Raw genomic sequence first — 25,716 nt, 5'->3', positions numbered from 1 at the left:
CTCCAACGAACCCTCTGGGACGCCTGAAGCCGCACCATGGCCGATCTGTTCGGAAGCGATGAAGTCGAGAAGGCGCCACCAGGCCGGCCATTGGCGGACCGGTTGCGTCCGAAGACGCTTGCCGAGGTCGTCGGTCAAGAGCAGCTGACCGGACCGGATGGCGCGCTGTCGCGCATGATCGCGTCTGGCTCGCTCGGCTCGATGATCTTCTGGGGACCGCCCGGCACCGGCAAGACGACGGTCGCAAGGCTGCTGGCCGGCGAAACCAGCCTGGCCTTCGAACAGATTTCGGCGATCTTTTCCGGTGTCGCGGACTTGAAGAAAGTGTTCGAGACCGCGCGCCTGCGCCGCTCCAATGGGCGCCAGACGCTGCTTTTCGTCGACGAGATACACCGCTTCAACCGCGCCCAGCAGGACAGTTTCCTGCCGGTGATGGAAGACGGCACCGTCGTGCTGGTGGGCGCCACCACGGAAAACCCGTCCTTCGAACTGAACGCAGCGCTTTTGTCGCGCGCGCGCGTGCTGGTGTTCCAGTCGCTCGGCGAAGACAGCATCGCCAAGCTGCTGGAGCGGGCGGAGGAGACGGAAGGCAAGCCGCTGCCACTCGACGAGGAAGCGAGGGAAGCGCTGGTGCGCATGGCCGACGGCGACGGCCGCGCGTCGCTGACGCTCGCCGAGGAAGTGTGGCGCGCGGCCAAGCCCGGCGAGGTTTTCGATGCCGCCGGCCTGCAGGGCGTGGTGCAGCGGCGCGCGCCGATCTACGACAAGGGCCAGGACGGCCACTACAATCTGATCTCGGCGCTGCACAAATCCGTGCGCGGCTCCGATCCGGATGCCGCGCTCTACTATCTTTCGCGTATGTTCGATGCCGGCGAGGATCCGCTCTATCTCGGCCGGCGGCTGGTGCGCATGGCGGTCGAGGACATCGGCCTGGCCGATCCGCAGGCACTGGTCATCGCCAATGCGGCGAAGGATGCCTACGACTATCTCGGCTCGCCGGAAGGCGAACTGGCCTTCGCGCAGGCCTGCGTCTACCTGGCCACCGCGCCGAAATCGAACGCCGTCTACAACGCCTTCAAGGCAGCGACGCGGGCGGCCAAGGAAAATGGGTCGCTGCTGCCGCCCAAGCATATCCTGAACGCGCCGACCAAGCTGATGAAGGAAGAGAACTACGGCAGCGGCTACCGCTATGACCATGACGAGCCGGATGCCTTCTCCGGGCAGGACTATTTTCCCGAAAAAATGGGGCGTCAGACGTTCTACGATCCGCCGGAGCGTGGCTTCGAACGCGAGATCAGGAAACGCCTCGACTACTGGTCGAAGCTGAGGAAGGAGAGGGGCGAATAGGCCCCGGACGGAGCCATAGGCGACATCTTCGTTGGAGCATGATCTTTTCCGAAAACCGGTTCCCACTTTTCGGGATCATGCTTTTTCCTGGCCGGTTTCGCGCCGGTAGCGTGCAATCCAATCACTGTTGGTCGCGTCGGCCAGTCTGGCCGTTCCGACCTTGACGGTCCTGGCCCGTTCAGGATCCGCGCCGAGGGCCGACAGCACCTGCGACAGGGCGGATCGCGGGTCCGCGGGCATCGTCTCGTAGGTCAGGCGCAGAGGTTCGATGGCGCGAGACGTGAAGAAATCGGCCCAGTTCGCGTCGTCTTGCTGCAATTCCCTGACGATCCGGTCGATCCGCTCGCCGTCATAGGCGACAGGGCGTGGGGTCTCTTCACCCTCGAGCACCGAACCATCGCTGTTCCTGTGCCACAGGCCGCTCTGCTGGGCACGGATCAGCGAGACCGCCTGCGCAACCTTGTCCAGGCGCGAGACGTGGATGTAGAGCACCGGCCCGAAGGTTTCCTCCAGCCTTGCCGCTATGTCCGCCTTGCCGCCGGCAGCATTGTCCAGCTGCCGCGACGCGTCGGCGACGCTGGCCCACATGAGGCGCAGGCCGAAAGTCCCGGTGCCATCGGTGCCGACCCGCCGCATTGCCGCAACATAGGCCTTGTCGAATTGCACGTCGTCCGAGCCTTGCGCCGGCGCGACACCCCATTCCTCAGCCCACTCGGCGATATCCTCCTGGCGGAAATAGGAATGCGGGCATCCTGCCACGCGGGTCTCGGTCAACATGCCGCACAGCAGGGTGCTGCCCGAGCGCGGCGTGCCGCAGATGATGTAGGAAGAAAACGGCATTGTCGGCGATATCTGTGGCACGGTCGCTCAACCCGCGCGTTGAGCGGGAAGGCAATTACCGCGACGGTGCCGGCTTGTCATGAGGCCAGCAGATGCTCGAAGAGTATCTTCGTGCCGAGTCCGACCAGCGCGATGCCGCCGACGATTTCGGCATATCGGCCGAAGCGCGCGCCCAGATACCGCCCTGCCAGGATGCCGCCGGTCGACATCACCATGGTGGCCAGGCCGATGGCCGCCGCGATCACGACGATGTTGACGTTCAGAAAGGCCAGCGAGACGCCGACAGCCATGGCGTCGAGACTTGTCCCGACCGCCGTCGCCAGCAGGCCGAATGCCGAAGGGTTGGCCATGTCTTCCCGGGCGGTGTCCTGCCGCGACAGGGCATGGATCGTCATCCTGCCGCCGACGGCGGCCAGCAGAACGAACGCAACCCAGTGATCGACCGCCTGGATGTACTGGCTGGCGGCGACACCGAGGGCCCAGCCGATGAGTGGCGTCAGCATCTCGACGACGCCGAACACAAGTCCGGTCCGAAACGCCTGCGACAGGGTCGGGCGAACGGGGGAGGCGCCGCGCCCGAGCGCGGCAATCAAGGCGTCGACAGACATGCCGATCGCCAGCACGGCAATGGAAACGGGTGACATTGCTGATCCCGGAGTTAGGACGTTGGCCGGACGAGTGGAGCTTTCCTGTCCAGGAAAAGCTGTCGTCACGGTCTTGCCGAGCGCCAAGGCGCCGGCCGCACCACGCGATAACGCGAGTATGTTGATGCGGCCCCGTTTCCGGTGGCTACTCCCCGATGACCGCTAACTATCAAAGGGTGATGCTTCCGTCAATGTCGTTTTGCTTTTAATTGATGATTTTCAATGGTTTAGCCTTGGCTATGTTTGCGCGATGGAGGCAAGAAACACTGCTTTGGCAAAGCCGTTCTAAGCATCCTCAGGGTCGCGAATGCCGCATAAAAAAACCGCTCCGTTTCGGCGGAGCGGTTTGCTTGTGCTGATCCGGCGTCAGGATGCGCCTTCAGGCGTCTGCGGGAATGCGCGCGATCACCTTGATCTCGAAATCGAAGCCGGCGAGCCAGTTGACGCCGATCGCGGTCCAGTTCGGGTAGGGCGCCTTGTCGAAGATCTGGTTCTTGACCGCCATCAGGGTCTCGAATTGGTTCTGCGGGTCGGTGTGGAAGGTGGTGACGTCGACGATGTCATCGAACGTGCAACCGCCGGCTTTCAGGGTGGCCCGCAAGTTTTCGAAGGCCAGTTTGACCTGGCGTTTGAAATCAGGCTCCGGGGAGCCGTCGGGGCGGCTGCCGACCTGACCCGAAACGAACAGCAGATCGCTGGAACGGATCGCAGCCGAATAGCCGTGGGCTTCGTAGAGAGCATGCCGGTCAGCCGGGAAAACCGGTTCGCGCTGTGCCATGTTTTGTCCTTTTCAGATTTCGCCCCCCTGCCGATGCAGGGTGTGCGAGATTGACATACGCGGCGTATGTAATATCGCGCGACGATGTTTCAATACGCATACGTCGCGTATGTGAGCGGCGGTTCGCGATTGGCGTATCCGGGGTCGTGAAGCGCCCGGATACCCGACGCTAGAATGTCAGCCCGCAGGCCTGGCGAATGGCGATCTGGACCGGCGAAGGCGGCAAGGTGGGGTCGAACTCGCCCGTTGGCAACAGAGGGGGCTGCGCCAGGAAGCGTGGCTCGGTACCCCGATGCAGCTGGGCGGCATGCACGAGAAAGGGGTGGCATAGATAGACAGTGCCGGCCGCACCGGTTGCCAGGTCGACCTCGCAGGCCTGCGTGGACGCATAGCCATCGGCTGAAAGCTGCCTGAGGGTTGCGCCCGCTTCGCCATAGGGCAGGAGCTCGCGTGCGATGGCTGCGTGGGAGCCCCTGCGGATCCTGGTCGGGGCGTCGTCGGGGCCGATGTCGGAAAGCAGGAACAACATCAGCAAGGCGCGGCCGCTGCTCTTCACATTGGCGCGCCACTCCATGAAGTCCGGATTGCTGGTGCCAAAGCTGACATCGACGTGCCAGCCATCGTCTTCGGGAGCTTGTGGTGACGGGAACCGGATCGGAAAGGTTCCGAGCGCCGCGGGCGCATGCCAGCGGCCTTCTCCGACGAGCTGGTCGAAAGCCCGGTGCAGGCGAGGGCTGTTGGCGGCCTCGACAAAAGGCGGCGACGACATCGAGCCGACGCGGACGACGGGCTTCGTCCAGGTCTCCGGTTCATGCGGCGACAGGCCTATTCTTGTCCACAGTTCGTCCCGGCATTGCCGGGCAAGGCTGCTGCTGAAGGCGTTGTCTATCCTGACGAAACCATGGTCGATGAAATGCTGGACCTGAGCGTGCGTCAGGCCGAAAGGTTCAGGTGCGGGCATTGGCTGTTCTTCCTCGAGTGCCGCATAGGCAGCGGCGAAGCTGATCCGGCGGCGTGAAGACGCCGCATGTCGGGTCGTTCGGGAACGACCGTGCGGATCAGATCAGCGGGAAGAATGTCGACGTGAACATGATGCCAAACTTATGGGATGCGCTGCAGGAGTTCAAGCTTGTGTCGAGCAATGGCCTGCATTGCGGATCGCAGGCCGATCAGACAGGCAGGTCGGCGGCGATTTCGTCGCAGCGAGCCATCGCCCAGCGCAGGTCTGCCAAGTCTCCAGCCTCGGCGCACTCGAAGACCTGCTGCAGGCCGATGCGGAGCTGATAGCAGCGCAGCGTCTGCATCTTATCCATCACGTCCGGACGATGCTTCTCGATGTACCGCGCCTGCGCTTCCATGCAGACAAGCCAGGGGCGCCAGAAGAAGATGTTCGCGATGTCGTAGAGCGGATCGCCGAACAGCGCCTCGCTCCAGTCGATGACGCCGGTGATGACGAGACCATCGGTCAGCACATTGTTGGAACCGAAATCGCCATGCACAAGGCGTCTGCTCTCCGGACACGACGGCAGCAACTCAGTGAGCAGGCTCAAATGCTGTTCGACCCAGCGCCGGCCAACAGCCGGTTCGCATCTCGCCCAGTCGTAGAGAACGGGATCGGCGATGGCGGCGAGGAAATCGTGCCAACTCCGGTGTCTGCCGTTGCCGTTGGCATCGAAGGTGCCAAAGCCCGCCGTGCCGTCCAGCGATGCCGCGGCAATGACGCGCATGACGTCGTCGACGCGGGCAACAACAGGCAGCAGTTCGGCCGGCGACAGGTCCTGCAGGGTTCTGCCCGCAGCACGCCGCGAAACGCAATATGCGTGTCCGTCGACCTCGCCGATCGACAGGATGTGCGGGATCGGCAAGCCGGCGGAAGCAAAGTGCTGTTGGCAAAAAGCATCCTTGTGAAAGCTCTCTGCCTGCCGATTGATGCGAAGAATGGCATCTCCATGCGCAAGCCGGATGCCGAAGACCTGTGATTCCTCACCTTCCGATACGGATGTCCAGCCCGAGACAGGCCCGAGGTCGCGCTCCAGGGCCGCCGTTATGGCTTGACGGGACAGTCTGGGCTTCATGTTCCTTCCGAGGCCTCCGGGAACGATTTCAGCCCACCAATGCGGTGCAATCATCCCAAGGAAAAGGGGAAAGTGACGATAACGGCATTTTGGTTGACAAAGTGAACTAAAATAAGTTCACTTCATCAACTACATTCGACCTGTCGTGTGGGCAGGTGCATCGCAAGGGCCGAGACGTGCAAACATACGACTATATCGTGGTCGGCGCCGGATCGTCCGGCTGTGTCCTTGCGAACAGACTGGTGTCCGCCGGCAAGAGCGTGCTTCTGCTCGAAGCCGGCCCGCCCGACAACACGCCATTCATTCACGTTCCGGCCACCTTTGTGCGTGTGCTCGGGACCAAACGCTCATGGATGTATCAGACGGAACCCGAACCCGGCGCCAACGGTCGCGTGATGACCATTCCGCAGGGGCGCACCCTGGGCGGCGGGTCATCGGTCAATGCGATGATCTATATCCGCGGACAGGCAGAGGACTACGACGAATGGCGCCAACTCGGCTGCCGTGGCTGGGGTTACGAAGATGTCTTGCCGGTTTTCCGCCGCTGCGAGGACAACGAGACCTATTCGGCGCCCTTCCACGGCGTTGGCGGTCCGCTGAAAGTCTCGGAGCCACGCCATAGACATCCCATCAGCTCAGCCTTCGTGCGGGCAGCACAGGAAGTCGGATTGCCGTTCAACGCGGATTTCAATGGCGCCCGGCAGGCCGGTGTCGGTTTCTATCAAACGACCACATTTGCCCGCAGACGCGGCTCGACCGCGGCGACCTATCTGAAAGCCGTGCGCAAGTCGCCCTTGTTGACGGTGCGGACCGGCTGCGCCGTGCTTTGACTGCAATTGGAGAACGGGGCCGCCAGCGGGGTGCGCTTCTGTGCCGACAATGGCGAGGCCGGTGTCGCGACCGCCAAAGAGGAAGTCATCCTGTGCGCGGAGGCGCTGGCAACGCCGAAGCTTCTGATGCTCTCCGGTATCGGCCCGGCTGCCGAGCTGTCAGCTTTCGATATTCCCGTTGTCCGTGACCTGCCGGGCGTTGGCGAGAATTTTCAGGACCATATCACCGCGTCGGTCTACGGCATCACCGATCGGCCGATATCGCTCAAAGGACAGGATCGTGGTTGGCGGGCGGCGGTGAACGCTGTGCAATATCTCTGCGGCGGCGGTCTTCTGGCATCGAACGTTGTCGAGTCGGGCGGATTTGTCGATACGTCGGGTTGTGGCAGGCCGGACGTGCAGTTTCATGTCACGCCCGCCCTGGTCGGTGACGCGACACGCCAGGCGATGGAAGGGCATGGAGTCTCCATCAACCCATGCATCCTGCGACCGGTGTCGCGGGGAAAAGTCACGTTGCGCAGTGCGCGCCCGCAGGACGCCATCCGGCTTGTCGGCAACAATCTGACCGCGCCGGAAGATGTCGATACGCTGTTGCGCGGGGTGAAACTGGGACGCTCCATCCTGGCTGCGCCGTCGATGCGGGCGCTGGGTTTCAGCGAACTGACGCCCGGAGACATCTCGGACGCGGAAAACGTGGCCTACATCCGCTCCCTGGCAAAGACGGTCTACCATCCTGCCGGAACCTGCAAGATGGGCAGTGATCCGCTGGCGGTGGTGGACGAACAGCTGCGGGTGAAAGGCGTGGCGCGATTGAGGGTGGCCGACGCGTCGGTCATGCCGACACTGGTCAGTGGAAACACCAACGCCCCCTGCATCATGATCGCCGAGCGCTGCGCCGATTTCATTCTGGCCGCGTAGACCCGTAATACCAAGGTCCTGGATGCTGCCACATCCAGGAACCCCTCAATCGCCGGCGCGGCCCATCCGGGCCGCTTGGCTTGCTCGCCAACGGGCCCGGCGCGCAGTCGCGCGCACCAACGGTCATTCAATATGACCGTTGGTGTTATTGCGCATGCCTGCTGCGGGCGATGTCGATGGATTAAAGGTGAGGATTTTCCTCCAATTTTGTGGACGGTCCACCGGTACGGTTTTTTCGCCGTCTTGTGCGCAACCGCAATTGCGCCTATGCAGCCGTCACTGGGGTGAATGCGTCGCGGCCGAGGGCGCGGCGAAACTCTTAAAAAGGGTGGCGCCAGGCGCCAGGCTCACATGACCAAAGATCAACGCAAGGCAATCCGCAAAGCCGCAATCGCCATCGTGCTTCTGGGGCTTGGTTTCTACTTCATCCCCATCATCACGCTGATCTGGCTTGTTTGCGGGCTCATCGATGTGCTGCGCAACAAGAAGAAGGATCAGCGGCTGTTCAGCCTCTATTTCACGGGCAACGGCATGTTCACCTGGTTGCTGTCGCCCTTCAACCTGCTGATCGACCTGATCAGCTACAAGAACTGGGGCGTGTGGAAGCTGGAGCAGTTTCCGGCCGACTATCAGCGTGAAGTCAACGAAGTGCTCAACGTGTTCAAGGAGCGCCGCAACGAGATCATCGCCGACATCGATGCCAACTTCGGCACCGGCCGGCGCGGCATGTACGTCTACCAGTGGTACGGCAAGCACAAGATCGACAACGTGGCGGAGTTCAACAAGGACTTCAAATACGTGAAGACGATCGCGGTATCGGTGTTTTCGGGACGTGAATCGACGTCCTGGCATTTCGGCCCGCTGCGTCTTTCGCTGCGGGTGCTGTACAACCTGATCCCGGTGAACGCCGAAATCTTCGTCGAATGCCAGGATGCCAGGAACTACTGGCACGACAATCCGATGTATATTTTCGACGACACGCTGCTGCATCGTTCGGTCAACGAATATGATGGCCGCCGCTACTGCGTGTTCATGGACGTCATCCGCCCTTCACCGGTTCCGGGTCTCGTTGCCGGCTTGCTGACCATCGTCTCGATGAGCGTCGAACGCATCAATTCCATGTTCTACAAGAACTGGAAGATGATTTCGTCGAGCAAGGGCAAGAAGGCCCAGGCCTAGGCCTGGGCATCGCGCTGGCGGGATCAGGAGCGATGTACCATCTTCTCCTCGTGGCGGCAGGCGGTGCCATCGGTGCCGCCATTCGCCATCTGTTCAATCTCGGCGCGCTCAGGATCGTCGGTCCCAGCTTTCCCTGGGGCACGATGGCGATCAACATCATCGGCTCTTTCATCATGGGGGCATTCATCGAGATGTTGTCGCGGCGCTATGGCGGTGCCTCGACGGAACTGCGCCTGTTCGTGGCGACCGGCATTCTCGGCGGCTTCACCACGTTCTCCGCGTTCTCGCTGGATTTCGCCACCTTGTGGGAGCGCGGCGACGTCGTGCCAGCCGTGGGCTACGCGCTGGCGAGCGTCATCGGCGCGATTCTGGCACTGTTCCTCGGGCTGTGGCTCGTAAGAACGCTCGCATAGTGCTATTGGCCCGCTTCGAACAATAAAGGCGGACCATGGCAGGCGTCGAACAGATCACGGTGGAAGCCGGCGAAACGGGCATGCGGCTCGATCGCTGGTTCAAGAGCCACTATCCCGGATTGAGCTTTGTGCAGCTGCAGAAGCTGCTGCGTTCCGGCCAGGTGCGCATCAATGGTGCGCGCGCCAAGACCGACACCCGCATCGAGCCGGGGCAGGTGATCCGTATCCCGCCGCTCGATGTCGACAAGAAAGGCGGCGCCGACCAGCTCACCGGTCATTCGATCCGCAACCAGGGCGATGCCGACGTACTCTCCAAGATGCTTCTGCATGAGGACGACAAGGTCTTCGTTTTCAACAAGCCGGCGGGCCTCGCCGTGCAGGGCGGCTCGGGAGTAACCCGCAATGTCGACGACATGCTGGAGGCCTGGCGCAACAAGAAGGGCGAGAAGCCACGCCTGGTGCACCGCCTCGATCGCGACACGTCCGGCGTGCTGGTCATCGCACGCACGCGGCTGGCGGCGATGAAACTGTCAGAAGCCTTTCGTGCCCGCGAAACGAAGAAGACATATTGGGCGCTGGTCAAGGGCGTGCCGCCGAAGCGCGAGGACAAGATCTCGACCTGGCTGATCAAGGAGCCGACGCCGGATGGCGATCGGGTGCGGGTCGCCAAGCATGGCGAAAAAGGCGCGGACCACTCGGTTTCTTACTACCGCATCGTTGAGCAAGCCGCGCAGTCTTTGTCGTGGCTGGAAATGGAGCCTTATACAGGTCGTACGCATCAGTTGCGTGTGCACGCCGCCTATATCGGCTGTCCGATCATCGGCGACCCGAAATATTTCGAAGCCGACACCAATTGGGACTTCCCGGGCGGGATGCAGAACCGGCTGCACCTGCATGCCCGCCGGATCATCATCCCGCATCCGGACAAGGGCGTGATCGACGTCACCGCGCCGATGCCACCGCATATGCGCCAGAGCTGGAACCTGCTCGGCTTCGACGAGACGAGCGCTGAGGACTGAGTGCCGTTCGCAGTGAACCACCGCTGGAGCGTTTCCGTTTTTCACGGAAACGCTCCAGCTCTTTGTTTTCACGCAACTCCGGACGGAAAACCGCTACGTACTTTTCCTGGAATTGCGCTAGCCGGGCCTTGGATCATGCCGCGACTGCCAACCTCCTGTAGGGACGTTGGCAGGGAGAACCTGCGGAGGGCGTCATGAGTACAACAAGCCAGAGCTTTGACCAGCGCGATGCCATCGACGCCGCGGCGGTGGGCTTCATGCTGGTGCTGACCTTTTCGTGGGGCCTGAATGGCGTCGCCGCAAAGCTCACCAATGTCGGCTACAACCCGATCTTCCTGAACGTTGCGCGCTCGGCCATTGCCTGCGTGCTGGTGTTCCTGTGGTGCCAGTTCCGCGGCATCCGCCTGTTCGAGCGCGACGGGACGCTCGTTGGAGGCATCCTGGCGGGCCTGCTGTTCGGGATCGAATTCAGCCTGGTGTTCGTGGCACTGGAATACACGACCGTGGCGCGCAATTCGCTGCTGGTCAACACGATGCCGTTCTGGGTGCTCGTCGGCGCACATTTCTGGCTGGGCGAACGCATGACCGTGCAGAAGCTGGTCGGACTGATGCTCGCCTTCTGCGGGGTGATCGTGATCTTTTCCGATCGGCTGGGCAGCAACGGCCAATCGACCTTGTTCGGCGATCTGCTCAGTCTCGCTGCCGGGTTGTTCTGGGCGTTGACGACGCTGACCATCAAACGTTCCAAGCTGCAGACCGCGGGTGCCGAGAAGGTGCTGCTCTACCAACTCGTCGTTTCAGCGATCATGGCCATCCCGCTGGTGCCGCTAGCGGGGCCGGCGCTGCGCGACGTGACGCCGCTGGCGACCGGTGCGCTGCTGTTTCAGGCTGTTTATATCGTCACGATCACCTATATCGTCTGGTTCTGGCTGATGCGGCGGTATCCGGCGGCGGGACTGTCGAGTTTCGCTTTCCTGTCACCCGCATTCAGCGTGATATGCGGCTGGATGATCCTCGGCGAACCACTGACCTGGAAGATCTTCCTGGCGCTGGGGCTGATCGCTGTGGGCTTGAGCGTCGTCAATCGTCCGAGACGGCCAAAAACGGCATAGTGAGTGTACGGCAATGCGCGATATTCTGAGCGATCTTGAAGCGGGCAAGCAGCTTTCCGATCCGGACCCGACGCGGCGGGCTCAGATCCAGATGCGCACGCCATTGCCCAAGCGCTTCTACAAGACTGCTTCGGTTGCGCCCTCCGACAATGGTTTCGCCGTACAACTCGACGGCAAGCCTGTCCGCACGCCGGGCAAGGCATTGCTGGCGCTGCCGACCGAAAAGGCCGCCGCACTGGTGGCTGCCGAGTTCGAAGCGCAGGAAGACGTGATCGACCCGGTGATGATGCCAGTACTGCGTCTGGCCAACACAGCCATCGACGGTGTCGCGTCCGACACGCAAGCAGTGCTCGAGGATATCCTGCGTTTCGCCTCGTCGGATCTGCTCTGCTATCGCGCTGACAGTCCGCAGGGACTGGTCGATCGCCAGAACACGCACTGGGATCCGGTCATCGACTGGGCACAGAGTTCACTGGGCGCGCGTTTCGAGCTTGCCGAAGGTGTCATGCATGTCGAGCAACCACGCGAGAGCATTGCGGTGCTGGGCGCACATCTTGCCCGGCGCAACGACCCGTTCCGTCTGGCAGCAATGCATGTAATGACCTCGATCAGCGGATCCGCATTGCTGGCGCTTGCGGTGGAGCAGGGGGACCTTGCCGCCGAAGCGGCGTGGGCGGCAGCTCATGTCGACGAGGACTGGCAGATCGAGCATTGGGGCCAGGATTCGGAAGCGGTAGCGCGGCGTGCCTTCCGCAAGCGCGACATGATGGCAGCGGTGGCGCTGCTCGAGGCGCTGGACGGCTAGCGCCCTCACATTAGACCAAAGTCATAATCCCAATTGCTCGGTCCTCAGGACCGACGCTTTCTGCCAGATTCTTCGCGATAGCTGGTCCGAGTCCGTATCCGGAGGAGGGTAGGGACAGCCGGCATCGGGGCATTTGGGAGGAGCACTCATGGCAATGGCACAGACCGCCGGCAGAAGTGGCCGCGGCATGACGCGAGAGGAGAAGAAGGTCATCTTCGCCTCGTCGCTTGGTACCGTCTTCGAATGGTACGATTTCTATCTTTACGGAGCGCTGGCCGCTTTCATCGGCGCGACCTTCTTTGCTTCCTATCCGGAAGCGACGCGCAACATCTTCGCGCTGCTGGCCTTCGCCGCCGGTTTCCTGGTGCGCCCGTTCGGCGCGCTGGTGTTCGGCCGTATCGGCGATCTCGTCGGCCGCAAATACACCTTCCTCGTCACCATCCTGATCATGGGCCTGTCGACCTTCCTGGTCGGCCTGCTGCCCGGGTCGGCCTCCTGGGGCATCGCGGCTCCGGCCATCCTGATCATCCTGCGCATGCTGCAAGGCTTGGCGCTGGGCGGTGAGTATGGCGGCGCAGCCACTTATGTCGCCGAACATGCGCCCGACGACCGTCGCGGCTACTACACCTCGTGGATCCAGACCACGGCAACGCTCGGCCTGTTCCTGTCGCTTATCGTCATCCTGATCATCCAGGGCTCGATGAGCAAGGAGACCTTCGCGGCCTGGGGCTGGCGCATTCCGTTCCTGCTTTCGGTGGTGCTGCTCGGCGTTTCCGTTTGGATTCGACTGACGCTGAGTGAATCGCCAACCTTCCAGCGCATGAAGGATGAGGGCAAGGGCTCCAAGGCGCCGCTGACCGAAGCCTTCGGTCAGTGGAAGAACGCCAAGATCGCGCTGCTCGCACTGTTCGGCCTTACCGCCGGCCAGGCTGTGGTGTGGTACTCCGGCCAGTTCTACGCCCTGTTCTTCCTGCAGAACGTGCTCAAGGTCGACGCCTATTCGGTCAACATCATGATCGCGATCGCCCTGGCACTCGGCACCATCTTCTTCTTGGTGTTCGGCTGGCTGTCGGACAAGATTGGGCGCAAGCCGATCATCATGGCCGGCCTGGCGCTTGCCATCGTCACCTACTTCCCGCTGTTCAAGGCGTTGACCTGGGCAGCCAATCCGGCGCTTGCCACCGCGCAGCAGAGCACCCGCGCCACGGTGACCGCTGCTCCCGGCGACTGCACGTTCCAGTTCAACCCGGTCGGCACCGCCAAGTTCACGACATCCTGTGACGTCGCGACATCGTTCCTGACCAAGAACTCGGTTCCCTATGACGTCGTGACCACGGCGGCACCCAGCACCGCAGCAACGGTCAAGATCGGCAATGAGACGGTGGAATCCTACGATGCCATCGCGGCCGGCGATCAGGCCAAGGCCAAGGATGCAGCTTTCGCCAAGGCGGTGAACATCGCCTTGCATGACGGCGGCTATCCGCTGGTTCGTGGTGCAGCCAAGGTTGCCGACCAGAAGCTCGACGGCTTCGTCACGGCCAATCCGGAACTGAAGCTCGACGCCGCGGCCATTCGCGGCGGCGAAAAGACCACCGTTCCAGCCACCCAGGCGGTCAAGGAGAAGATCCTGACGCAGGAAGAGGCAGGCAGTGCGACAGACGTCACTGTCTACAGCATTCCAGCTGCAGGCGCCTTCGCCATGGTCGCCGATCCGGCGCAGGTAAGCTGGCCGATGGTCATCGGCATCCTGTTCATCCTCGTTCTCTATGTGACGATGGTGTACGGGCCGATCGCCGCGATCCTGGTCGAGATGTTCCCGACCCGCATCCGCTACACCGGCATGTCGCTGCCATACCACATCGGCAATGGCTGGTTCGGCGGCCTGCTGCCAGCAACGGTGTTTGCACTGAGCGCCGCCAAAGGCGATATCTACTACGGCCTCTGGTACCCGATCGTGTTCGCGGCGATGTCGCTCATCATCGGTACGCTGTTCGTCAAGGATACGCTGGGCACGGATCTTAACGCCAAGGATTGAGTGGCCCGTCCAACGGACCTCATCTGATCGAAACGGCCGGCGCGGGAAACCGCGCCGGCCGTTTTCATTGTGTAGAACAGAAATGCCCTGCTCGTGCCCAGGGGGATATTCAGGCCTCGGAAAGCTCCAGCTTTTCCGCCAGAATATCGCGCACCGTCGGGATCACCCTGGTGCCGTAGAGCTCGATGGAACGCATCATGTCTTCATGCGGCAGCGGGCCGGACGAATACTTCATCTGGAAACGCGCCGCGCCCAACGCCTTGACCGTGGCGGCGATCTTGCGTGCCACGGTTTCCGGTGAGCCGACATAAAGCGAGCCGCGTTCCACTTCCGAAAGGAAGTCGGCACGTGTCGCCGGCGGCCAGCCACGTTCGCCGCCGATGCGGTCGCGCATCAGCTTGTAGTGCGGCCACAATTCCTCGCGGGCCTGTTCGTCGGTATCGGCGACATAGCCCGGCGAATGCACTCCGACAGACAACCTGGTTCCGCCAAGCTGATCGAGCGCCTGGTGGTAGAGGTCGACGTAAGGACGGAAGCGCTTCGGGTCGCCGCCGATGATGGCAAGCATCAAAGGCAGATTGTAGCGCGCGGCGCGAACCACGGATTCCGGGCTGCCGCCGACACCGATCCAGGTCTTCAAGGTGCCGTTCTCGATCGGCGGATAGACTGACTGGTCCTCGAGCGGTGGCCGGATCGAACCTTGCCAGGTGACAGGTTCACCCTTGCGAACCGCCGCGAACAGGTCGAGCTTTTCGGTGAACAGCGTCTCGTAGTCGTTGAGCCGGAAACCGAACAGCGGAAAGGATTCAGTGAAGGAGCCGCGGCCGAGGATCACTTCGGCACGTCCGTTCGACAGTGCGTCGACGGTCGAGAAGCGTTGGAAGACACGGATAGGATCGTCCGAGCTCAGCACGGTGACGGCCGAACCCAGCTTGATGCGGCTGGTGCGCGTGGCGATACCGGCGAGCACGGTCTCGGGAGCGGAGACGGCAAAGTCGTCGCGATGATGTTCGCCAACGCCGATAAAGTCGATGCCGACTTCGTCGGCGAGAATGGCTTCCTCGACGAGATTGCGGATCACCTCGGCCTGCGGCAGCAACTTGCCATCCGCACCCAGCGTGACGTCACCAAACGTATCCAACCCGAATTCGACTTTGTCTGTCATATCATCCCCATGGTGGGCTAGAGCAATTCCAGGAAAAGTGGATAGCGGTTTTCCGTCCGGAATTGCGTTAAAAACAAAAAAGCTAGAGCGTTTCCGCGTTTCCGTGAAAAACGGAAACGCTCTAGCGGCGCGCGATGCTGAGGAGCGAACGGCCAGGCCTCGTCTGGCCACCGATCAACCGGTGGCGGATTGTTCAACTCGATGAATGAGATAGGCGAGGCGGACGGAATTGCCTATTCACTCAGCGAGAACGCACCGTTCACTTTCGGTTGACGACAGCGCGGCAACGCTGGCCGCAAACTCCGCGCGCACCCAATCGGCGAAGATCTGAGCGGGTTCACTCAGTTTCGAAAGGCTGCGCGCAACCAGGAAATAGCTGCCGGAATTGAGCCCGGTGGCAAAGGGCCGGACCAGCGTGCCGGCCGCGAGTTCATCCTGCATGTAGAGGAGATCGACCAGGGCCACGCCGTGCCCAAGCAACGCTGCCTGCTTGGACAGCGCCATGTCTGCATACATCGGTCCCGGCGCCCGCACGTCGGCCTCTTCTTCGCCCGCCAGCCGAAACCAGTTCTTCCAGTGTTCGCGGCTTTCCTCATGGAGCAAGGTGAAACGGCGCAGGTCGCCTGGCTTTTCGATGGCGGGGCTTCCGGCCAGCAGAGACGGCGCCAGAACAGGTGTCTCAAGTGCATAGGCGAGGCGCTCGGCTTCGGTGTTCGGCCAGCTGGTGCTGTGGAAGGAAAAGCGCAGGGCGAGTTCGGCCTGGTCCGCTCGGAACTCGATCAGCCGCGGATCGACGTCGAGCACGACATCGATGTCCGGGTTGGCGCGCCGGAAGCGGTCCAGGCGCGGAATGAGCCAGCAGGCGGCGATGGATGCATCGGAACTCACGCGTGCGGTCCTGGTCTGCCCCCGGTTGGTGATATCGGTGAGCATTCTTTCGATGCCGTCGAAACTTGCAGTCAGCTGGGCGAGCAGCGCTTTCCCGGGCTCGGTCAAAACGACCTTGCGATGCAGGCGCTCGAACAGCGGGGTGCAAAGCACGGTTTCCAATTCACGGATCTGGCGGCTGACGGCTGCCTGCGAGACATGCAGCTCCTCGGCGGCCCGGCTGAAACTTGCATTGCGGCCGGCGGCCTCGAACGAACGCAAGGCGGTGAGGGGCAAACGGCTGCGCTTCATTCATATAACCTCAGGTTATCTGAAGGGGAAAATATACTCGTTTGAAAGCAAGCGCCAGAAGGCGTTGAATCCGGTCATGAAACAGCTATGCGAAACCGGAGTGAATGTGATGTCCGAGATCATCCAGGCGCTTCTCGACGCGCTGACGGTTGCCACGTTCCAAAATTTGAAGAAACCGCCGCAGCGGCAGGACACTTATCTGCGCGCAAGGCATGGTCGAGACGGCGGAACCTGGCGATAACGGCCTGCGAGGCCGAGATGAACCTAGAGCGTTTCCGTTTTTAACGGAAACGCGGAAACGCTCTAGGGTTTTGTTTTTGCCGCATTTTTGTAACGCCAAGTGATTCCGCTTGGCTACAAAATGCTCTAGTCGTCGTTCGAAGCCTGATCGCCAAGCCAGTAGTGTGGGCCGGGGCCGAGCGCTCCGGCCTTGTCGTGCGGGTTGACCAGCCGGCAGAATTCCAGCGACAGGCAGCCGCAACTGATGCATTGCGCAAGGCCGGTCTTCAGCCGCTCGAGTTCGGCGATGCGTTCATCGATGCGGGCCGACCAGGGGCCGGAGAGTAACGACCAGTCCGCTCCCTTCGGCACATGGTCGGTCGGAAGTTTGTCGAGTTCCGAGCCAATTTCAGCAAGCGACATGCCAAGCCGCTGGGCAAAGACGATGAAGGCCAGCCGTCGCAAGGTGGCGCGGGTGAAGCGTCTGTGGCCGGTGCCTCTGCGCTCGGATTGAATGAGCCCGCGTTCCTCATAGTAGCGCAGCGCCGAGGCGGCCACGCCACTGCGGCGCGAAAGCTGGTTGATGGTGAGCGTCGTTTCCATTCCGCTCTTTTCGCATGTTTTGCTCTTGACCTCAAGTTTACTTGAACTTGTAGGACGGCGATGACACCAGCAGATCGTTGGTTCGACAGCGCCGGCAAGAGGAAGAAAGAGCGATGAACACGCAGATCATAAACACGCCCGATATCCGCAAATTCACGGCCGCCGCAGCGCGGGACTGGATGGAGTGGTCCGGCGCAAAACTGGTCGACGTGCTCAACGAAGACGAGATGCCGACGGCCAAGCTTGGCGCGGTCGGCTTCCTGAGGGCTCCGCGAGGCGCAACGAGCGATTTCATCTTCGCTTATGACGAGGTGCTGGTCGTCACTCGTGGGCGCTGCACCATTGCGAGCCGGGATGCGTGGCAGACGGCGGGGCCCGGCGATGTGTTCTACCTGCCTGCCGGCACACCGGGGTCATTCAACGCGCTCGATGATGTGGAGCTGGTCTATGTCGCCTCCTCTCCCTATGGCGCCGTAAACCGAACCATCCGAGCTGTCTTGCTCGACGCTGCTGAATGAGACGGCCATGACGCAACGCATCGTACAATTGTCCAGCTTCGACATCCGTCCCGGCAAGCTCGAACGGTTCAAACGGGCCATCCGCGACGCCGTCGCCTTCGCCGAGAGCCAGGGCCCCCAGCTTGTCGTCGAAACCTATATCGACGAGGAGTCCATGCGGGCGAGCAGCCTGCAGGTCATGCCAAACTCGGAGGCCGTGCTCGCACATTGGAAGATGGCGGATCCCCATATTCGCGAGGTGATGGAGAGCTGCATCATGCGCCGGCTCGACGTCTATGGCGAGCCGAACGAAGAGGTGATGCTGGGGCTGCTTTCGCTCATCGAACAGGGCATACCGGTTACCGTCACACCGGCCTTTGTCGGCTTCCGCCGAGAGCTTGACTAGAACTGTCCGCTTTCGGCGGTAACGCTCGAATTCCTTGTTTCCAGCCGACTCCGGCGCAAACTGCAGCACACTTTGCGGGACGGGCGCCGCGGGCTGTTGCGAAATCTGCCGGCGCGCGCCATCTACAGCGGATGAATTCGCGCGCGCGACATCCGCAATGACAGGCGAGCCAGACGGCCACGGCCATTCGCATATGATCGCCCGCAGCCGCAACTGGGCCGGTCCCTGGCGTAAGACGCCGGGCAGGCTGGCCGGAACCGCTCTTGTCCGAACCTACCAGCTCACGCTTTCCGGCTTTGTCGGCAACACATGCCGGCATCTGCCGACCTGCTCGGAATATGCCTATGAGGCGATCGCCCGGCATGGCCTGTGGGCTGGGGGCTGGATGGGGCTGTTTCGTGTCATGCGCTGCGGTCCGGGCGGCACACACGGCATCGACAACGTGCCGGTACTGCTCGACAAGCGCTACGCCTGGTACGCGCCGTGGCGCTACTGGTCGATCGGCCGCAAGGCTGTGGATACGCCAAATCGTTAAAAAACCACCCACTTTTCGTTAATGAATTCCATACAATAGTGCTCGTGGATTTTCGCGCGACGGGGGGCGTTCCCGGCGGGCGGGGTCCTCAGCATTTCAGTCATCGCTACTCCCTCGGGCGTCTCTACATTCACGGAGCGAATATGCCGGTCATCAACACATGGCTCGGGCGCAAGGTCTTTGCTGCCTCGCTGACGCTTGGCGTGGTCCTGCTGGGCGCGACAGCGGCCAACGCCGATGTTTCCTGGCTGGTGCTCGATACGCAGACGGGCGCCGTGCTCGGCCACGAAAACGCCGGCAAGCGGCATGCGCCGGCTTCACTCGCCAAGCTGATGACGATCTACCTTGCTTTCGAGGCGATCGAACAGGGCAAGCTCAGCTGGGACGATGAGGTCGCCATTTCGAAAAATGCGGCAGCCAAGATTCCGATGAAGCTCTGGCTCAAGCCCGGCGAAACCATCAGCGTTCGCGAGGCCGTCAACGGCATGATCGTGATTTCCGCCAACGATGCCGCTGCGGCCATTGGCGAGCATATGGCGGGGTCGGAAGCTGCCTTCGCGCGGCTGATGACCAAGCGCGGCCGGCAATTGGGGTTGCGCAATACGATCTTCGCCAATCCCTCCGGTTTGACCGACAAGAGCAGCCAGCTGACCACGGCCCGTGACATGGCGGTTCTCGGCATGGCGCTGGAGCGGGATTTCCCGAAACTGTTCGGCCTGTTTTCGCAACCTGCTTTCGTCTTTCACGGCAAGCGGCTGAAAGGACACAACAATCTGATGTACCGCTATGCCGGTGTCGACGGCCTGAAGACGGGGTACACGGCTGTCTCGGGCTACAATCTGGTATCGTCGCTGGAGCAAGGCAAAGGCCATCTGATCGGCGTCGTGCTGGGCGGCAAGACGGCCAGCAGCCGCGACGCCAAGATGGAAGCCCTGCTGAAGCGCTTCAGCACCGAGGGAGCCGTCACCGCGGCACCGCTGGTGGCTTCGAATGCGCCGTTGCCGACACGCAAGCCGCAACCGGCTATCGCAGCGGCCGAGACGATCGGCGCGGCGGAAATCGAGCAGGGCGATGGCGACACGGAAGTCGCACTCATCCCTTCAGCCTGGCAGATCCAGATCGGCGCGCTGCCTGACAAGGCCGCGGCGAAAGCGTTGCTTGGCAACGCGCAGAAATTTGTACGTTCTATCCATGGGGAAGCAGCCGGCCAGATCATGCAGACACAAACACGCGGTACAACGCTCTACCGTGTGCGTTTCGACGGCTTTGAAGATGCAAAAGCGGCGAGCAAGACCTGCGCGGCGCTCAAGCGGCAGAAGTTCGACTGCATAACGGTCAAAATCAACTGAGCGCTGTTTCCCGGAGAATATGATGTCTGTTTCCGTTCGCTCCACCCTTTGCGGTGCGGGCTTTGTCGCGATGTCGCTTGCCGCATGCTGGCCAGCGGCGGCGCAATCCTCCAACGCAAAGCCGGCGCTTGAATGCACGGTGATCGCAGATGCCGCAAATGGCGCTGCGCTGTATCGGCAAGGCAGCTGCGACAAGCGTGTCAGCGCTCTTTCGACTTTCAAGGTGCCGCTGGCATTGATCGGCTACGACAGTGGCATCCTTACGAACCCACACAATCCGCGCTGGGACTACAAGCCAGAGTTCAAGGCCATCAAGCGCCACCAGCACACGGTCGATCCGACGATCTGGCTGGCCGAATCGGTCGTCTGGTACTCGCAGGAACTGACTCGCAAGCTCGGCGCTGCGCGCTTCGGCGACTATGTCAGGAAGTTCAACTACGGCAATCGCGACATATCGGGCAATCCCGGCAAGAACGACGGCCTGACACAGGCATGGCTGAATTCCTCGCTCAAGATCTCGCCGGACGAACAGATCGCCTTCCTGCGTGGTGTCGCCAGCCGCAGTCTGCCGGTTTCCACGAAAGCCTATGAGATGACTGAGGCCGCGATGCCGGCTTTCGAGGCTGGTGGCTGGCAAGTGAAGGGCAAAACCGGGACAGGCCGACTGGCTGGCAAGGGCGGCGCACCCAACAGCAGCCGGCCGATCGGCTGGTTTGTCGGCTGGGCCGAAAAAGACGGCAAGCGCATCGTCTTCGCCAAGCTCGTCATCAACAATGGCAAGAGCGACGAGCTGATGGGCCGCGTGGTGCGGGCTTCGTTCCTCGAGGAATTGCCCGGGCTGATCAAGTAAGCGACCCAGCGGGTGGGATCGAGCAAACGGCGTTGCCTTGCCAGGGCAGCGCCGTTTCGCTTTACGTTGGCTGCAAGTGCCCCTAAAAGACCGCTCGCCGCCGGGCGCGATCCGGCACAACACCACCCGCGTTCGTATGCGGGACTGGATAGGAGAAGACCATGGCCAATGTTTCCCTCACATTCCCCGATGGTTCCGTGCGTGACTACGACGCCGCGATGACTGGTACGGAGCTCGCTGAATCCATCTCCAAGTCGCTTGCCAAGAAAGCGGTTGCCTACGCGGTCGACGGCACCCTGCGCGACCTGTCGGAACCGTTGAAGGCCTCCGGCAAGGTCGAGATCGTCACCCGTGACGACCCGCGCGCGCTGGAGCTGATCCGTCACGATACCGCGCACGTGCTGGCAGAGGCGGTGCAGGAACTGTGGCCGGGAACACAGGTCACCATCGGCCCGGTGATCGAGAATGGCTTCTACTACGACTTCGCCCGCAACGAGCCCTTCACGCCGGAAGACTTCCCCGTCATCGAAAAGAAGATGCGGGAGATCATCCAGCGCAACAAGCCCTTCACCAAAGAGGTCTGGGACCGCGATCGCGCGAAGAAGGTGTTCCGCGACAAGGGCGAGGGCTACAAGGTCGAGCTGATCGACGCCATTCCCGAAGACCAGGACCTGAAGATCTACTTCCAGGGCGACTGGTTCGACCTCTGCCGTGGCCCGCATATGGCGGCCACCGGGCAGATCGGCACTGCCTTCAAGCTGATGAAGGTCGCTGGTGCCTATTGGCGCGGCGATGCCAACAACCCGATGCTGACACGCATCTACGGCACCGCCTGGGCCGACCAGGCACAGCTCGACCAGTACCTGCACATGCTCGAAGAGGCCGAGAAGCGCGACCATCGCCGCCTCGGCCGCGAGATGGACCTGTTCCACTTCCAGGAAGAAGGACCGGGCGTCGTGTTCTGGCACGCCAAGGGCTGGAAGATGTTCCAGAATCTGGTCGCCTATATGCGCCGCCGCCTCGGCGACGACTATCAGGAGGTCAACGCGCCGCAGATCCTCGACAAGTCGTTGTGGGAGACCTCGGGCCACTGGGGCTGGTACCAGGAGAACATGTTCGCGGTGAAATCCGCGCATGCCTTCACCCATCCGGAAGATCCGGATGCCGACCAGCGCATTTTCGCACTCAAGCCGATGAACTGTCCGGGCCACGTCCAGATCTTCAAACATGGCCTGAAGTCCTACCGGGACCTGCCGATCCGGCTTGCGGAATTCGGCGCGGTGCATCGCTACGAGGCTTCCGGCGCGCTGCACGGCCTCATGCGGGTGCGCGGTTTTACGCAGGATGACGCGCACGTCTTCTGCACGGAAGAACAGCTGGAGTCCGAGATCCTCAAGATCAACGACCTGATGATGTCGGTGTACAAGGATTTCGGCTTCGAGGAGGTCGTGGTGAAGCTCGCCACGCGACCGGAGAAGCGTGTCGGCACGGATGCCATGTGGGATCATGCCGAGGAGATCCTGAAGAGCTCGCTCGCCCGCATGGCGCGCGAAGACAACCGGATCAAGACCGGTATCAACGAAGGCGAGGGCACCTTCTACGGTCCCAAGTTCGAATACACGCTGAAGGACGCCATCGGCCGTGAGTGGCAGTGCGGCACGACGCAGGTGGACTTCAACCTGCCCGAGCGTTTCGGCGCCTTCTACATCGACTCGGATTCGGAGAAGAAGCAGCCGGTGATGGTGCATCGCGCCATCGTCGGTTCGCTGGAGCGCTTCCTCGGCATCCTCATCGAAAGCCATGCCGGCCATTTCCCACTGTGGTTCGCACCGCTGCAGGTGGTGGTGGCGACGATCACCTCGGAAGCCGACGACTATGCGCGCATCGTCGTCGACAAGCTCAAGGCGGCCGGACTGTCGGTGCAGGCGGACCTGCGCAACGAGAAGATCAACTACAAGGTCCGCGAACATTCGCTGACCAAGGTTCCGGTCATTCTCGTCTGCGGCAAGCGCGAAGCGGAAGAAGAGACGGTCAATGTGCGCCGCCTCGGCTCGCGCGACCAGGAATCGCTGTCGCTGGCCGAGGCGATCGCGCGTCTGGTCGATGAAGCGACGCCTCCGGATCTGAAACGCAAGAAAACCGCCTGATCGCAGGTGTTCCGGTGAACGGCGGTGGCGTGGCCACCGCCGTTTTCATATCGGCGTCATGTTGACGTCATCCAACTCAATTAACGACGAAATATGCTGAAGCTGAGATCGCGCGAAAGACCGTTCCCGGAGCTTTCTTACGCCAATGCCGGCCAGCCGGTGCTCACGCGCTGGTTCATTCGCTCCGTCGAAGGGCTGTCGGGACGCGACCGCTTCGCCGCCCTTTATGATCTGTGGCGCCGCAACATCGTGCCTACGGGCGACCGGGTGTTCGGGCGCATGCTCGACCTGATCGACGTGCGGGTCCGCTGCGTCGATCAGTGGCCGCCGGCCAATCTGCCGGATACGCCGCTGGTGATCGTCGCCAACCATCCCTTCGGCATCGGTGACGGCATTGCCGTGCTGTCGCTGGCCGAAAAGCTTGGCCGGCCGTTCAAGGTGATGATCCACAAGGACCTGCTGCGCATTCGTGAGATGGAGCCCTATTCGCTTCCGGTCGACTTTGCAGAGACCAAGGAGGCGGTGAAGGCCAATATGGCAATCCGCCACGAGGCGCTGCGCCTGCTGAAGGAAGGGGTGACCATCGTCGTTTTCCCCGCCGGCGGCGTCGCCACCGCGCCGAAGGGTTTCGGCCGCGCCCAGGACCTGCCGTGGAAGATGTTTCCGGCGCGCCTGGTGCAGGAAGCCAGGGCTTCCGTCATCCCCATGCATTTTGCCGGCCAGAACGGCCGGCTGTTTCATCTGGTCAGCGGTCCGATGAACCTGGCCGAGCGGGAAGGGCGGCTGGCGCGCCTTGTCGGCAAAGCCTCGCTGACACTGAGGATTTCGCTGCTGATCCGCGAGTTCGCCAGGCTGGCGGGCCGCTCGATCGAGGTGCGGATAGGCAAGGCGCTGATACCGGAAGAGCTCGATCCGCTGCGCGACCGCAAAATCCTACTGGCGCGGCTGCATCGCGCCGTCTTCGATCTGGCGCCGGTCGAGCCGGCCAAGCGGGCAAAATTGCTGCGGCGGCGGTTCGGTCGCGCCGCTGCCTGATCCGGACGAGAGCTAGACCTTTGCCGGAATTGTGCTAGTCCGCGCCCTCGGCCGGGTCGATTGCCGTCGCCTCCGAGGCGACAACCTCGACTTCGCCGTTCTTGCCGGCTTCGACGGTCAGGTCTTTCTGGTAGATACGGTCGCGATTCTTGGCGATGACTGTGTAGTTGCCTTCCGCCAGCACCATGGGTGCAAAGGCGCCGACGGCTTCCTTGATCGAATCGCCGGATTCGTTGAGCACCGACCAGGACGTGTCGGCCAGCGCTTCGCCGCCGGCCTCGCGCACCAGTTTCAGGGTGACTTCGGCGGCACGGTGTTCGACGGTCGCTTCCGTCAGCTTGCCGGCTTCGACCCTGATGTCGGAACGAATGACGGCATTCACCGAGCCATAGGTCGAGACGACATTGTAGACTCCGGCATTCAGGCGCACGACGCTGTTCGGCTGCACGTTCGGGATGATAAGGGCCTTTTCATCATCCTTGCCGCCGCGCGCTTCATAGATCGAAAAGCGCAGCTTTTCGCGCGGGATGCGGATGCCGCCGGCCAGCGTCGCATCGAGCTTCAGGCCACCGGCCTCGAGAACCAGGTTTTCGCGCTTGGCCTCGCGCCCGACAGTGATGCGTTTGGTGGCGCCGGCGCGGCCGTAGGAGGCATGCACGAGATAGCTGCCGGGTTGCAGCTGAAACGCCGCCGTCCCGCCTTGCGCGGAAGCCACCAGCGGCAACTTGCCGTCGGCGCCGGGTTCGGGCCGGAAAACCCGCCAGACCAGGCCGCGTGTGACGTCCTCGCCTTTGTCGGTGAGCTGCGCGCTGAGCGTGATTTCCCCTTCGCCGCGAGCGAGTTGCGCGCCTGTCGCATGCGGAGGCGCATAGGTCGAAATGCCGGGCAGTTTCAGCTTGTCGAGCGAGTCGGGATCTTTCGCGCCGGCAGGCAGCGCCAGAGCCATGCCGAGCGTGGCTCCGAGAATGGTCAGCGAAAGTCGGCGAAGCCCGGCGAACATGCCTTGCGTTGAAGCCCAAGCCGGTGGCAATTTCAAGGCTGAAGAGTCTGGCGGGAAGCCACGAGGCTCTTTTTCGGTGCATCCCGCGCCGTCGCCAGAGCAGCCGATGCCTATCGCGCGCTTCAGCCCAAACGAATCCAGGAGAATCGCGCATGAACATTATCGACACCCTGCTGATCCGGAATTCCGCCCCGATACCGGAGTTGAAAGCGCCGGCACCGTCGGACGCTGAGATCGCCACCATCATAGCGGCAGCTTCGCGCGTGCCTGACCACGGCAAGCTCGAGCCGTGGCGCTTCATCCTCTATCGAGGCGAGGCGCGGGTGGAGGTCGGCAAGAAACTCGCCGCACTGGCTGAAACCCGGGAAGGTCCGCTCAGCGATGTCCGCCGCGACCAGGAGCTCGCGCGCTTTTCGCGCGCGCCGCTGGTGATCGGCGTGGTGTCGGTGCCGAAGGCGCATCCGAAAATCCCGGACTGGGAGAAATTCCTATCGGGCGGCATGGCGGCGATGAACCTGATGATCGCTGCCAACGCACTGGGCTACGGCACCAACATGATCAGCAACTGGTATTCCGACGTGCCGGAGGGGCGCGCGATTCTCGGCCTCGCACCCGACGAACGCGTCATCGGCTTCGTGCACATCGGCACGTTCAGCGGCACGGCACCGGAACGCCCGCGGCCGAATGTTTCGACGCTGTATGCCGATTATGCGGGGCCGTGGAAGGCTCAATAGCG

Annotated in this window: 26 protein-coding genes, 1 pseudogene and 1 riboswitch; of the genes and pseudogenes, 18 read left to right on the top strand and 9 right to left on the bottom strand. The window is 62.2% G+C overall.

The features are described from left to right. Positions 1-36: 36 nt before the first annotated feature. Entirely contained in the window at positions 37-1,347 is a 1,311-nt protein-coding gene (locus AC3WTO_RS09780) for a replication-associated recombination protein A (protein WP_492460507.1), read from the top strand. Between the two features lie 75 nt (positions 1,348-1,422). Here AC3WTO_RS09780 and AC3WTO_RS09775 read toward each other — a convergent pair whose 3' ends face one another. The 5 genes from AC3WTO_RS09775 to AC3WTO_RS09755 all read right to left on the bottom strand — a co-directional run bounded on the left by AC3WTO_RS09775 (position 1,423) and on the right by AC3WTO_RS09755 (position 5,684). Further along, positions 1,423-2,187, bottom strand: a complete 765-nt coding sequence (locus AC3WTO_RS09775) for a Stf0 family sulfotransferase (RefSeq protein ID WP_492460506.1) — start codon at positions 2,185-2,187, stop codon at positions 1,423-1,425. Positions 2,188-2,264: 77 nt separating this feature from the next. Further along, a complete protein-coding gene (locus AC3WTO_RS09770; protein WP_492460505.1) occupies positions 2,265-2,831 on the bottom strand; it encodes a manganese efflux pump MntP in 567 nt (188 codons plus the stop codon). A 78-nt stretch (positions 2,832-2,909) separates the two neighbouring features. Beyond that, positions 2,910-2,997, bottom strand: a riboswitch (yybP-ykoY riboswitch). Between the two features lie 213 nt (positions 2,998-3,210). Further along, the gene (locus AC3WTO_RS09765; RefSeq protein WP_492460504.1) at positions 3,211-3,609 is read right to left on the bottom strand and encodes a RidA family protein; all 399 of its coding nucleotides are present in this window, start codon (positions 3,607-3,609) and stop codon (positions 3,211-3,213) included. 169 nt (positions 3,610-3,778) lie between these two features. Further along, the gene (locus AC3WTO_RS09760; protein WP_492460503.1) at positions 3,779-4,570 is read right to left on the bottom strand and encodes a phytanoyl-CoA dioxygenase family protein; all 792 of its coding nucleotides are present in this window, start codon (positions 4,568-4,570) and stop codon (positions 3,779-3,781) included. Positions 4,571-4,778: 208 nt separating this feature from the next. Beyond that, on the bottom strand, positions 4,779-5,684 hold the full coding sequence (locus AC3WTO_RS09755) for a phosphotransferase family protein (protein WP_492460502.1): 906 nt from the start codon (positions 5,682-5,684) through the stop codon (positions 4,779-4,781). 155 nt (positions 5,685-5,839) lie between these two features. Here AC3WTO_RS09755 and AC3WTO_RS09750 point away from each other — a divergent pair. The 8 genes and pseudogenes from AC3WTO_RS09750 to AC3WTO_RS09715 form a co-directional block, all read left to right on the top strand. Then, positions 5,840-6,727, top strand: a pseudogene (locus tag AC3WTO_RS09750) (GMC family oxidoreductase); the annotation flags it as partial. Between the two features lie 234 nt (positions 6,728-6,961). Then, complete coding sequence (locus AC3WTO_RS09745; RefSeq protein ID WP_492460849.1) at positions 6,962-7,432, top strand: GMC family oxidoreductase; 471 nt, start codon at positions 6,962-6,964, stop codon at positions 7,430-7,432. A gap of 351 nt (positions 7,433-7,783) precedes the next feature. Then, a complete protein-coding gene (locus AC3WTO_RS09740; RefSeq protein WP_492460501.1) occupies positions 7,784-8,611 on the top strand; it encodes an aspartyl/asparaginyl beta-hydroxylase domain-containing protein in 828 nt (275 codons plus the stop codon). A gap of 32 nt (positions 8,612-8,643) precedes the next feature. Continuing rightward, positions 8,644-9,024, top strand: a complete 381-nt coding sequence (gene crcB / locus AC3WTO_RS09735; RefSeq protein ID WP_492460500.1) for a fluoride efflux transporter CrcB — start codon at positions 8,644-8,646, stop codon at positions 9,022-9,024. Between the two features lie 35 nt (positions 9,025-9,059). Then, a complete protein-coding gene (locus tag AC3WTO_RS09730; RefSeq protein ID WP_492460499.1) occupies positions 9,060-10,043 on the top strand; it encodes an RluA family pseudouridine synthase in 984 nt (327 codons plus the stop codon). 194 nt (positions 10,044-10,237) lie between these two features. Then, the gene (locus AC3WTO_RS09725) at positions 10,238-11,155 is read left to right on the top strand and encodes a DMT family transporter (RefSeq protein WP_492460498.1); all 918 of its coding nucleotides are present in this window, start codon (positions 10,238-10,240) and stop codon (positions 11,153-11,155) included. 13 nt (positions 11,156-11,168) lie between these two features. Further along, the gene (locus AC3WTO_RS09720) at positions 11,169-11,960 is read left to right on the top strand and encodes an ATP12 family chaperone protein (protein WP_492460497.1); all 792 of its coding nucleotides are present in this window, start codon (positions 11,169-11,171) and stop codon (positions 11,958-11,960) included. 148 nt (positions 11,961-12,108) lie between these two features. After that, a complete protein-coding gene (locus AC3WTO_RS09715) occupies positions 12,109-13,995 on the top strand; it encodes an MFS transporter (RefSeq protein WP_492460496.1) in 1,887 nt (628 codons plus the stop codon). 109 nt (positions 13,996-14,104) lie between these two features. Here the strand turns inward: AC3WTO_RS09715 and AC3WTO_RS09710 are convergent, their stop codons facing one another. Continuing rightward, positions 14,105-15,160 carry an LLM class flavin-dependent oxidoreductase gene (locus AC3WTO_RS09710; protein ID WP_492460495.1) on the bottom strand — a complete coding sequence of 352 codons (1,056 nt, stop codon included), beginning with the start codon at positions 15,158-15,160 and terminating at the stop codon, positions 14,105-14,107. 237 nt (positions 15,161-15,397) lie between these two features. Further along, positions 15,398-16,339, bottom strand: a complete 942-nt coding sequence (locus AC3WTO_RS09705) for a LysR substrate-binding domain-containing protein (protein WP_492460494.1) — start codon at positions 16,337-16,339, stop codon at positions 15,398-15,400. A gap of 109 nt (positions 16,340-16,448) precedes the next feature. On the opposite strand from AC3WTO_RS09705, the gene AC3WTO_RS09700 reads away from it, so the two are divergent. Continuing rightward, positions 16,449-16,580 carry a hypothetical protein gene (locus AC3WTO_RS09700; protein ID WP_492460493.1) on the top strand — a complete coding sequence of 44 codons (132 nt, stop codon included), beginning with the start codon at positions 16,449-16,451 and terminating at the stop codon, positions 16,578-16,580. A 125-nt stretch (positions 16,581-16,705) separates the two neighbouring features. On the opposite strand, the gene soxR is transcribed toward AC3WTO_RS09700, so the two are convergent. Continuing rightward, positions 16,706-17,161, bottom strand: a complete 456-nt coding sequence (soxR, locus tag AC3WTO_RS09695; RefSeq protein WP_492460492.1) for a redox-sensitive transcriptional activator SoxR — start codon at positions 17,159-17,161, stop codon at positions 16,706-16,708. A gap of 113 nt (positions 17,162-17,274) precedes the next feature. Here soxR and AC3WTO_RS09690 point away from each other — a divergent pair, with 113 nt between their 5' ends. The 7 genes from AC3WTO_RS09690 to AC3WTO_RS09660 all read left to right on the top strand — a co-directional run bounded on the left by AC3WTO_RS09690 (position 17,275) and on the right by AC3WTO_RS09660 (position 23,980). Beyond that, a complete protein-coding gene (locus AC3WTO_RS09690; protein ID WP_492460491.1) occupies positions 17,275-17,679 on the top strand; it encodes an AraC family ligand binding domain-containing protein in 405 nt (134 codons plus the stop codon). Between the two features lie 7 nt (positions 17,680-17,686). Further along, the gene (locus AC3WTO_RS09685; protein ID WP_492460490.1) at positions 17,687-18,064 is read left to right on the top strand and encodes a hypothetical protein; all 378 of its coding nucleotides are present in this window, start codon (positions 17,687-17,689) and stop codon (positions 18,062-18,064) included. A 157-nt stretch (positions 18,065-18,221) separates the two neighbouring features. Next, positions 18,222-18,599, top strand: coding sequence for a membrane protein insertion efficiency factor YidD (yidD, locus tag AC3WTO_RS09680; protein ID WP_492460489.1), 378 nt, complete (start codon positions 18,222-18,224; stop codon positions 18,597-18,599). A gap of 143 nt (positions 18,600-18,742) precedes the next feature. Continuing rightward, a complete protein-coding gene (locus AC3WTO_RS09675; RefSeq protein WP_492460488.1) occupies positions 18,743-19,948 on the top strand; it encodes a serine hydrolase in 1,206 nt (401 codons plus the stop codon). 19 nt (positions 19,949-19,967) lie between these two features. Next, positions 19,968-20,798 (top strand): class D beta-lactamase, encoded by an 831-nt coding sequence (blaOXA, locus tag AC3WTO_RS09670; RefSeq protein ID WP_492460486.1) that lies wholly within the window; start codon positions 19,968-19,970, stop codon positions 20,796-20,798. Positions 20,799-20,959: 161 nt separating this feature from the next. After that, on the top strand, positions 20,960-22,945 hold the full coding sequence (thrS, locus tag AC3WTO_RS09665; protein WP_492460485.1) for a threonine--tRNA ligase: 1,986 nt from the start codon (positions 20,960-20,962) through the stop codon (positions 22,943-22,945). A 93-nt stretch (positions 22,946-23,038) separates the two neighbouring features. Beyond that, a complete protein-coding gene (locus tag AC3WTO_RS09660; RefSeq protein ID WP_492460484.1) occupies positions 23,039-23,980 on the top strand; it encodes a lysophospholipid acyltransferase family protein in 942 nt (313 codons plus the stop codon). A 34-nt stretch (positions 23,981-24,014) separates the two neighbouring features. Here the strand turns inward: AC3WTO_RS09660 and AC3WTO_RS09655 are convergent, their stop codons facing one another. Then, complete coding sequence (locus AC3WTO_RS09655; RefSeq protein ID WP_492460483.1) at positions 24,015-24,980, bottom strand: RgsD C-terminal domain-containing protein; 966 nt, start codon at positions 24,978-24,980, stop codon at positions 24,015-24,017. A 152-nt stretch (positions 24,981-25,132) separates the two neighbouring features. Between AC3WTO_RS09655 and AC3WTO_RS09650 the strand changes: the two genes are divergently transcribed. Continuing rightward, on the top strand, positions 25,133-25,714 hold the full coding sequence (locus AC3WTO_RS09650; RefSeq protein ID WP_492460482.1) for a nitroreductase family protein: 582 nt from the start codon (positions 25,133-25,135) through the stop codon (positions 25,712-25,714). The last annotated feature ends 2 nt before the right edge of the window (positions 25,715-25,716 follow it).

It is taken from the genome of Mesorhizobium sp. EU05-FHT14A09 (genome assembly GCF_058790995.1).
This window is presented reverse-complemented; position numbering and strand designations above follow the sequence as displayed.

Bases quoted from the DNA above. Each gene is read 5' to 3' on its own strand.
- AC3WTO_RS09780 (WP_492460507.1), top strand. From the start codon at position 37: ATGGCCGATCTGTTCGGAAGCGATGAAGTCGAGAAGGCGCCACCAGGC.
- AC3WTO_RS09775 (WP_492460506.1), bottom strand. From the start codon at position 2,187: ATGCCGTTTTCTTCCTACATCATCTGCGGCACGCCGCGCTCGGGCAGC.
- AC3WTO_RS09770 (WP_492460505.1), bottom strand. From the start codon at position 2,831: ATGTCACCCGTTTCCATTGCCGTGCTGGCGATCGGCATGTCTGTCGAC.
- AC3WTO_RS09765 (WP_492460504.1), bottom strand. From the start codon at position 3,609: ATGGCACAGCGCGAACCGGTTTTCCCGGCTGACCGGCATGCTCTCTAC.
- AC3WTO_RS09760 (WP_492460503.1), bottom strand. From the start codon at position 4,570: ATGCCCGCACCTGAACCTTTCGGCCTGACGCACGCTCAGGTCCAGCAT.
- AC3WTO_RS09755 (WP_492460502.1), bottom strand. From the start codon at position 5,684: ATGAAGCCCAGACTGTCCCGTCAAGCCATAACGGCGGCCCTGGAGCGC.
- AC3WTO_RS09745 (WP_492460849.1), top strand. From the start codon at position 6,962: ATGGAAGGGCATGGAGTCTCCATCAACCCATGCATCCTGCGACCGGTG.
- AC3WTO_RS09740 (WP_492460501.1), top strand. From the start codon at position 7,784: ATGACCAAAGATCAACGCAAGGCAATCCGCAAAGCCGCAATCGCCATC.
- crcB (WP_492460500.1), top strand. From the start codon at position 8,644: ATGTACCATCTTCTCCTCGTGGCGGCAGGCGGTGCCATCGGTGCCGCC.
- AC3WTO_RS09730 (WP_492460499.1), top strand. From the start codon at position 9,060: ATGGCAGGCGTCGAACAGATCACGGTGGAAGCCGGCGAAACGGGCATG.
- AC3WTO_RS09725 (WP_492460498.1), top strand. From the start codon at position 10,238: ATGAGTACAACAAGCCAGAGCTTTGACCAGCGCGATGCCATCGACGCC.
- AC3WTO_RS09720 (WP_492460497.1), top strand. From the start codon at position 11,169: ATGCGCGATATTCTGAGCGATCTTGAAGCGGGCAAGCAGCTTTCCGAT.
- AC3WTO_RS09715 (WP_492460496.1), top strand. From the start codon at position 12,109: ATGGCAATGGCACAGACCGCCGGCAGAAGTGGCCGCGGCATGACGCGA.
- AC3WTO_RS09710 (WP_492460495.1), bottom strand. From the start codon at position 15,160: ATGACAGACAAAGTCGAATTCGGGTTGGATACGTTTGGTGACGTCACG.
- AC3WTO_RS09705 (WP_492460494.1), bottom strand. From the start codon at position 16,339: ATGAAGCGCAGCCGTTTGCCCCTCACCGCCTTGCGTTCGTTCGAGGCC.
- AC3WTO_RS09700 (WP_492460493.1), top strand. From the start codon at position 16,449: ATGTCCGAGATCATCCAGGCGCTTCTCGACGCGCTGACGGTTGCCACG.
- soxR (WP_492460492.1), bottom strand. From the start codon at position 17,161: ATGGAAACGACGCTCACCATCAACCAGCTTTCGCGCCGCAGTGGCGTG.
- AC3WTO_RS09690 (WP_492460491.1), top strand. From the start codon at position 17,275: ATGAACACGCAGATCATAAACACGCCCGATATCCGCAAATTCACGGCC.
- AC3WTO_RS09685 (WP_492460490.1), top strand. From the start codon at position 17,687: ATGACGCAACGCATCGTACAATTGTCCAGCTTCGACATCCGTCCCGGC.
- yidD (WP_492460489.1), top strand. From the start codon at position 18,222: ATGACAGGCGAGCCAGACGGCCACGGCCATTCGCATATGATCGCCCGC.
- AC3WTO_RS09675 (WP_492460488.1), top strand. From the start codon at position 18,743: ATGCCGGTCATCAACACATGGCTCGGGCGCAAGGTCTTTGCTGCCTCG.
- blaOXA (WP_492460486.1), top strand. From the start codon at position 19,968: ATGATGTCTGTTTCCGTTCGCTCCACCCTTTGCGGTGCGGGCTTTGTC.
- thrS (WP_492460485.1), top strand. From the start codon at position 20,960: ATGGCCAATGTTTCCCTCACATTCCCCGATGGTTCCGTGCGTGACTAC.
- AC3WTO_RS09660 (WP_492460484.1), top strand. From the start codon at position 23,039: ATGCTGAAGCTGAGATCGCGCGAAAGACCGTTCCCGGAGCTTTCTTAC.
- AC3WTO_RS09655 (WP_492460483.1), bottom strand. From the start codon at position 24,980: ATGTTCGCCGGGCTTCGCCGACTTTCGCTGACCATTCTCGGAGCCACG.
- AC3WTO_RS09650 (WP_492460482.1), top strand. From the start codon at position 25,133: ATGAACATTATCGACACCCTGCTGATCCGGAATTCCGCCCCGATACCG.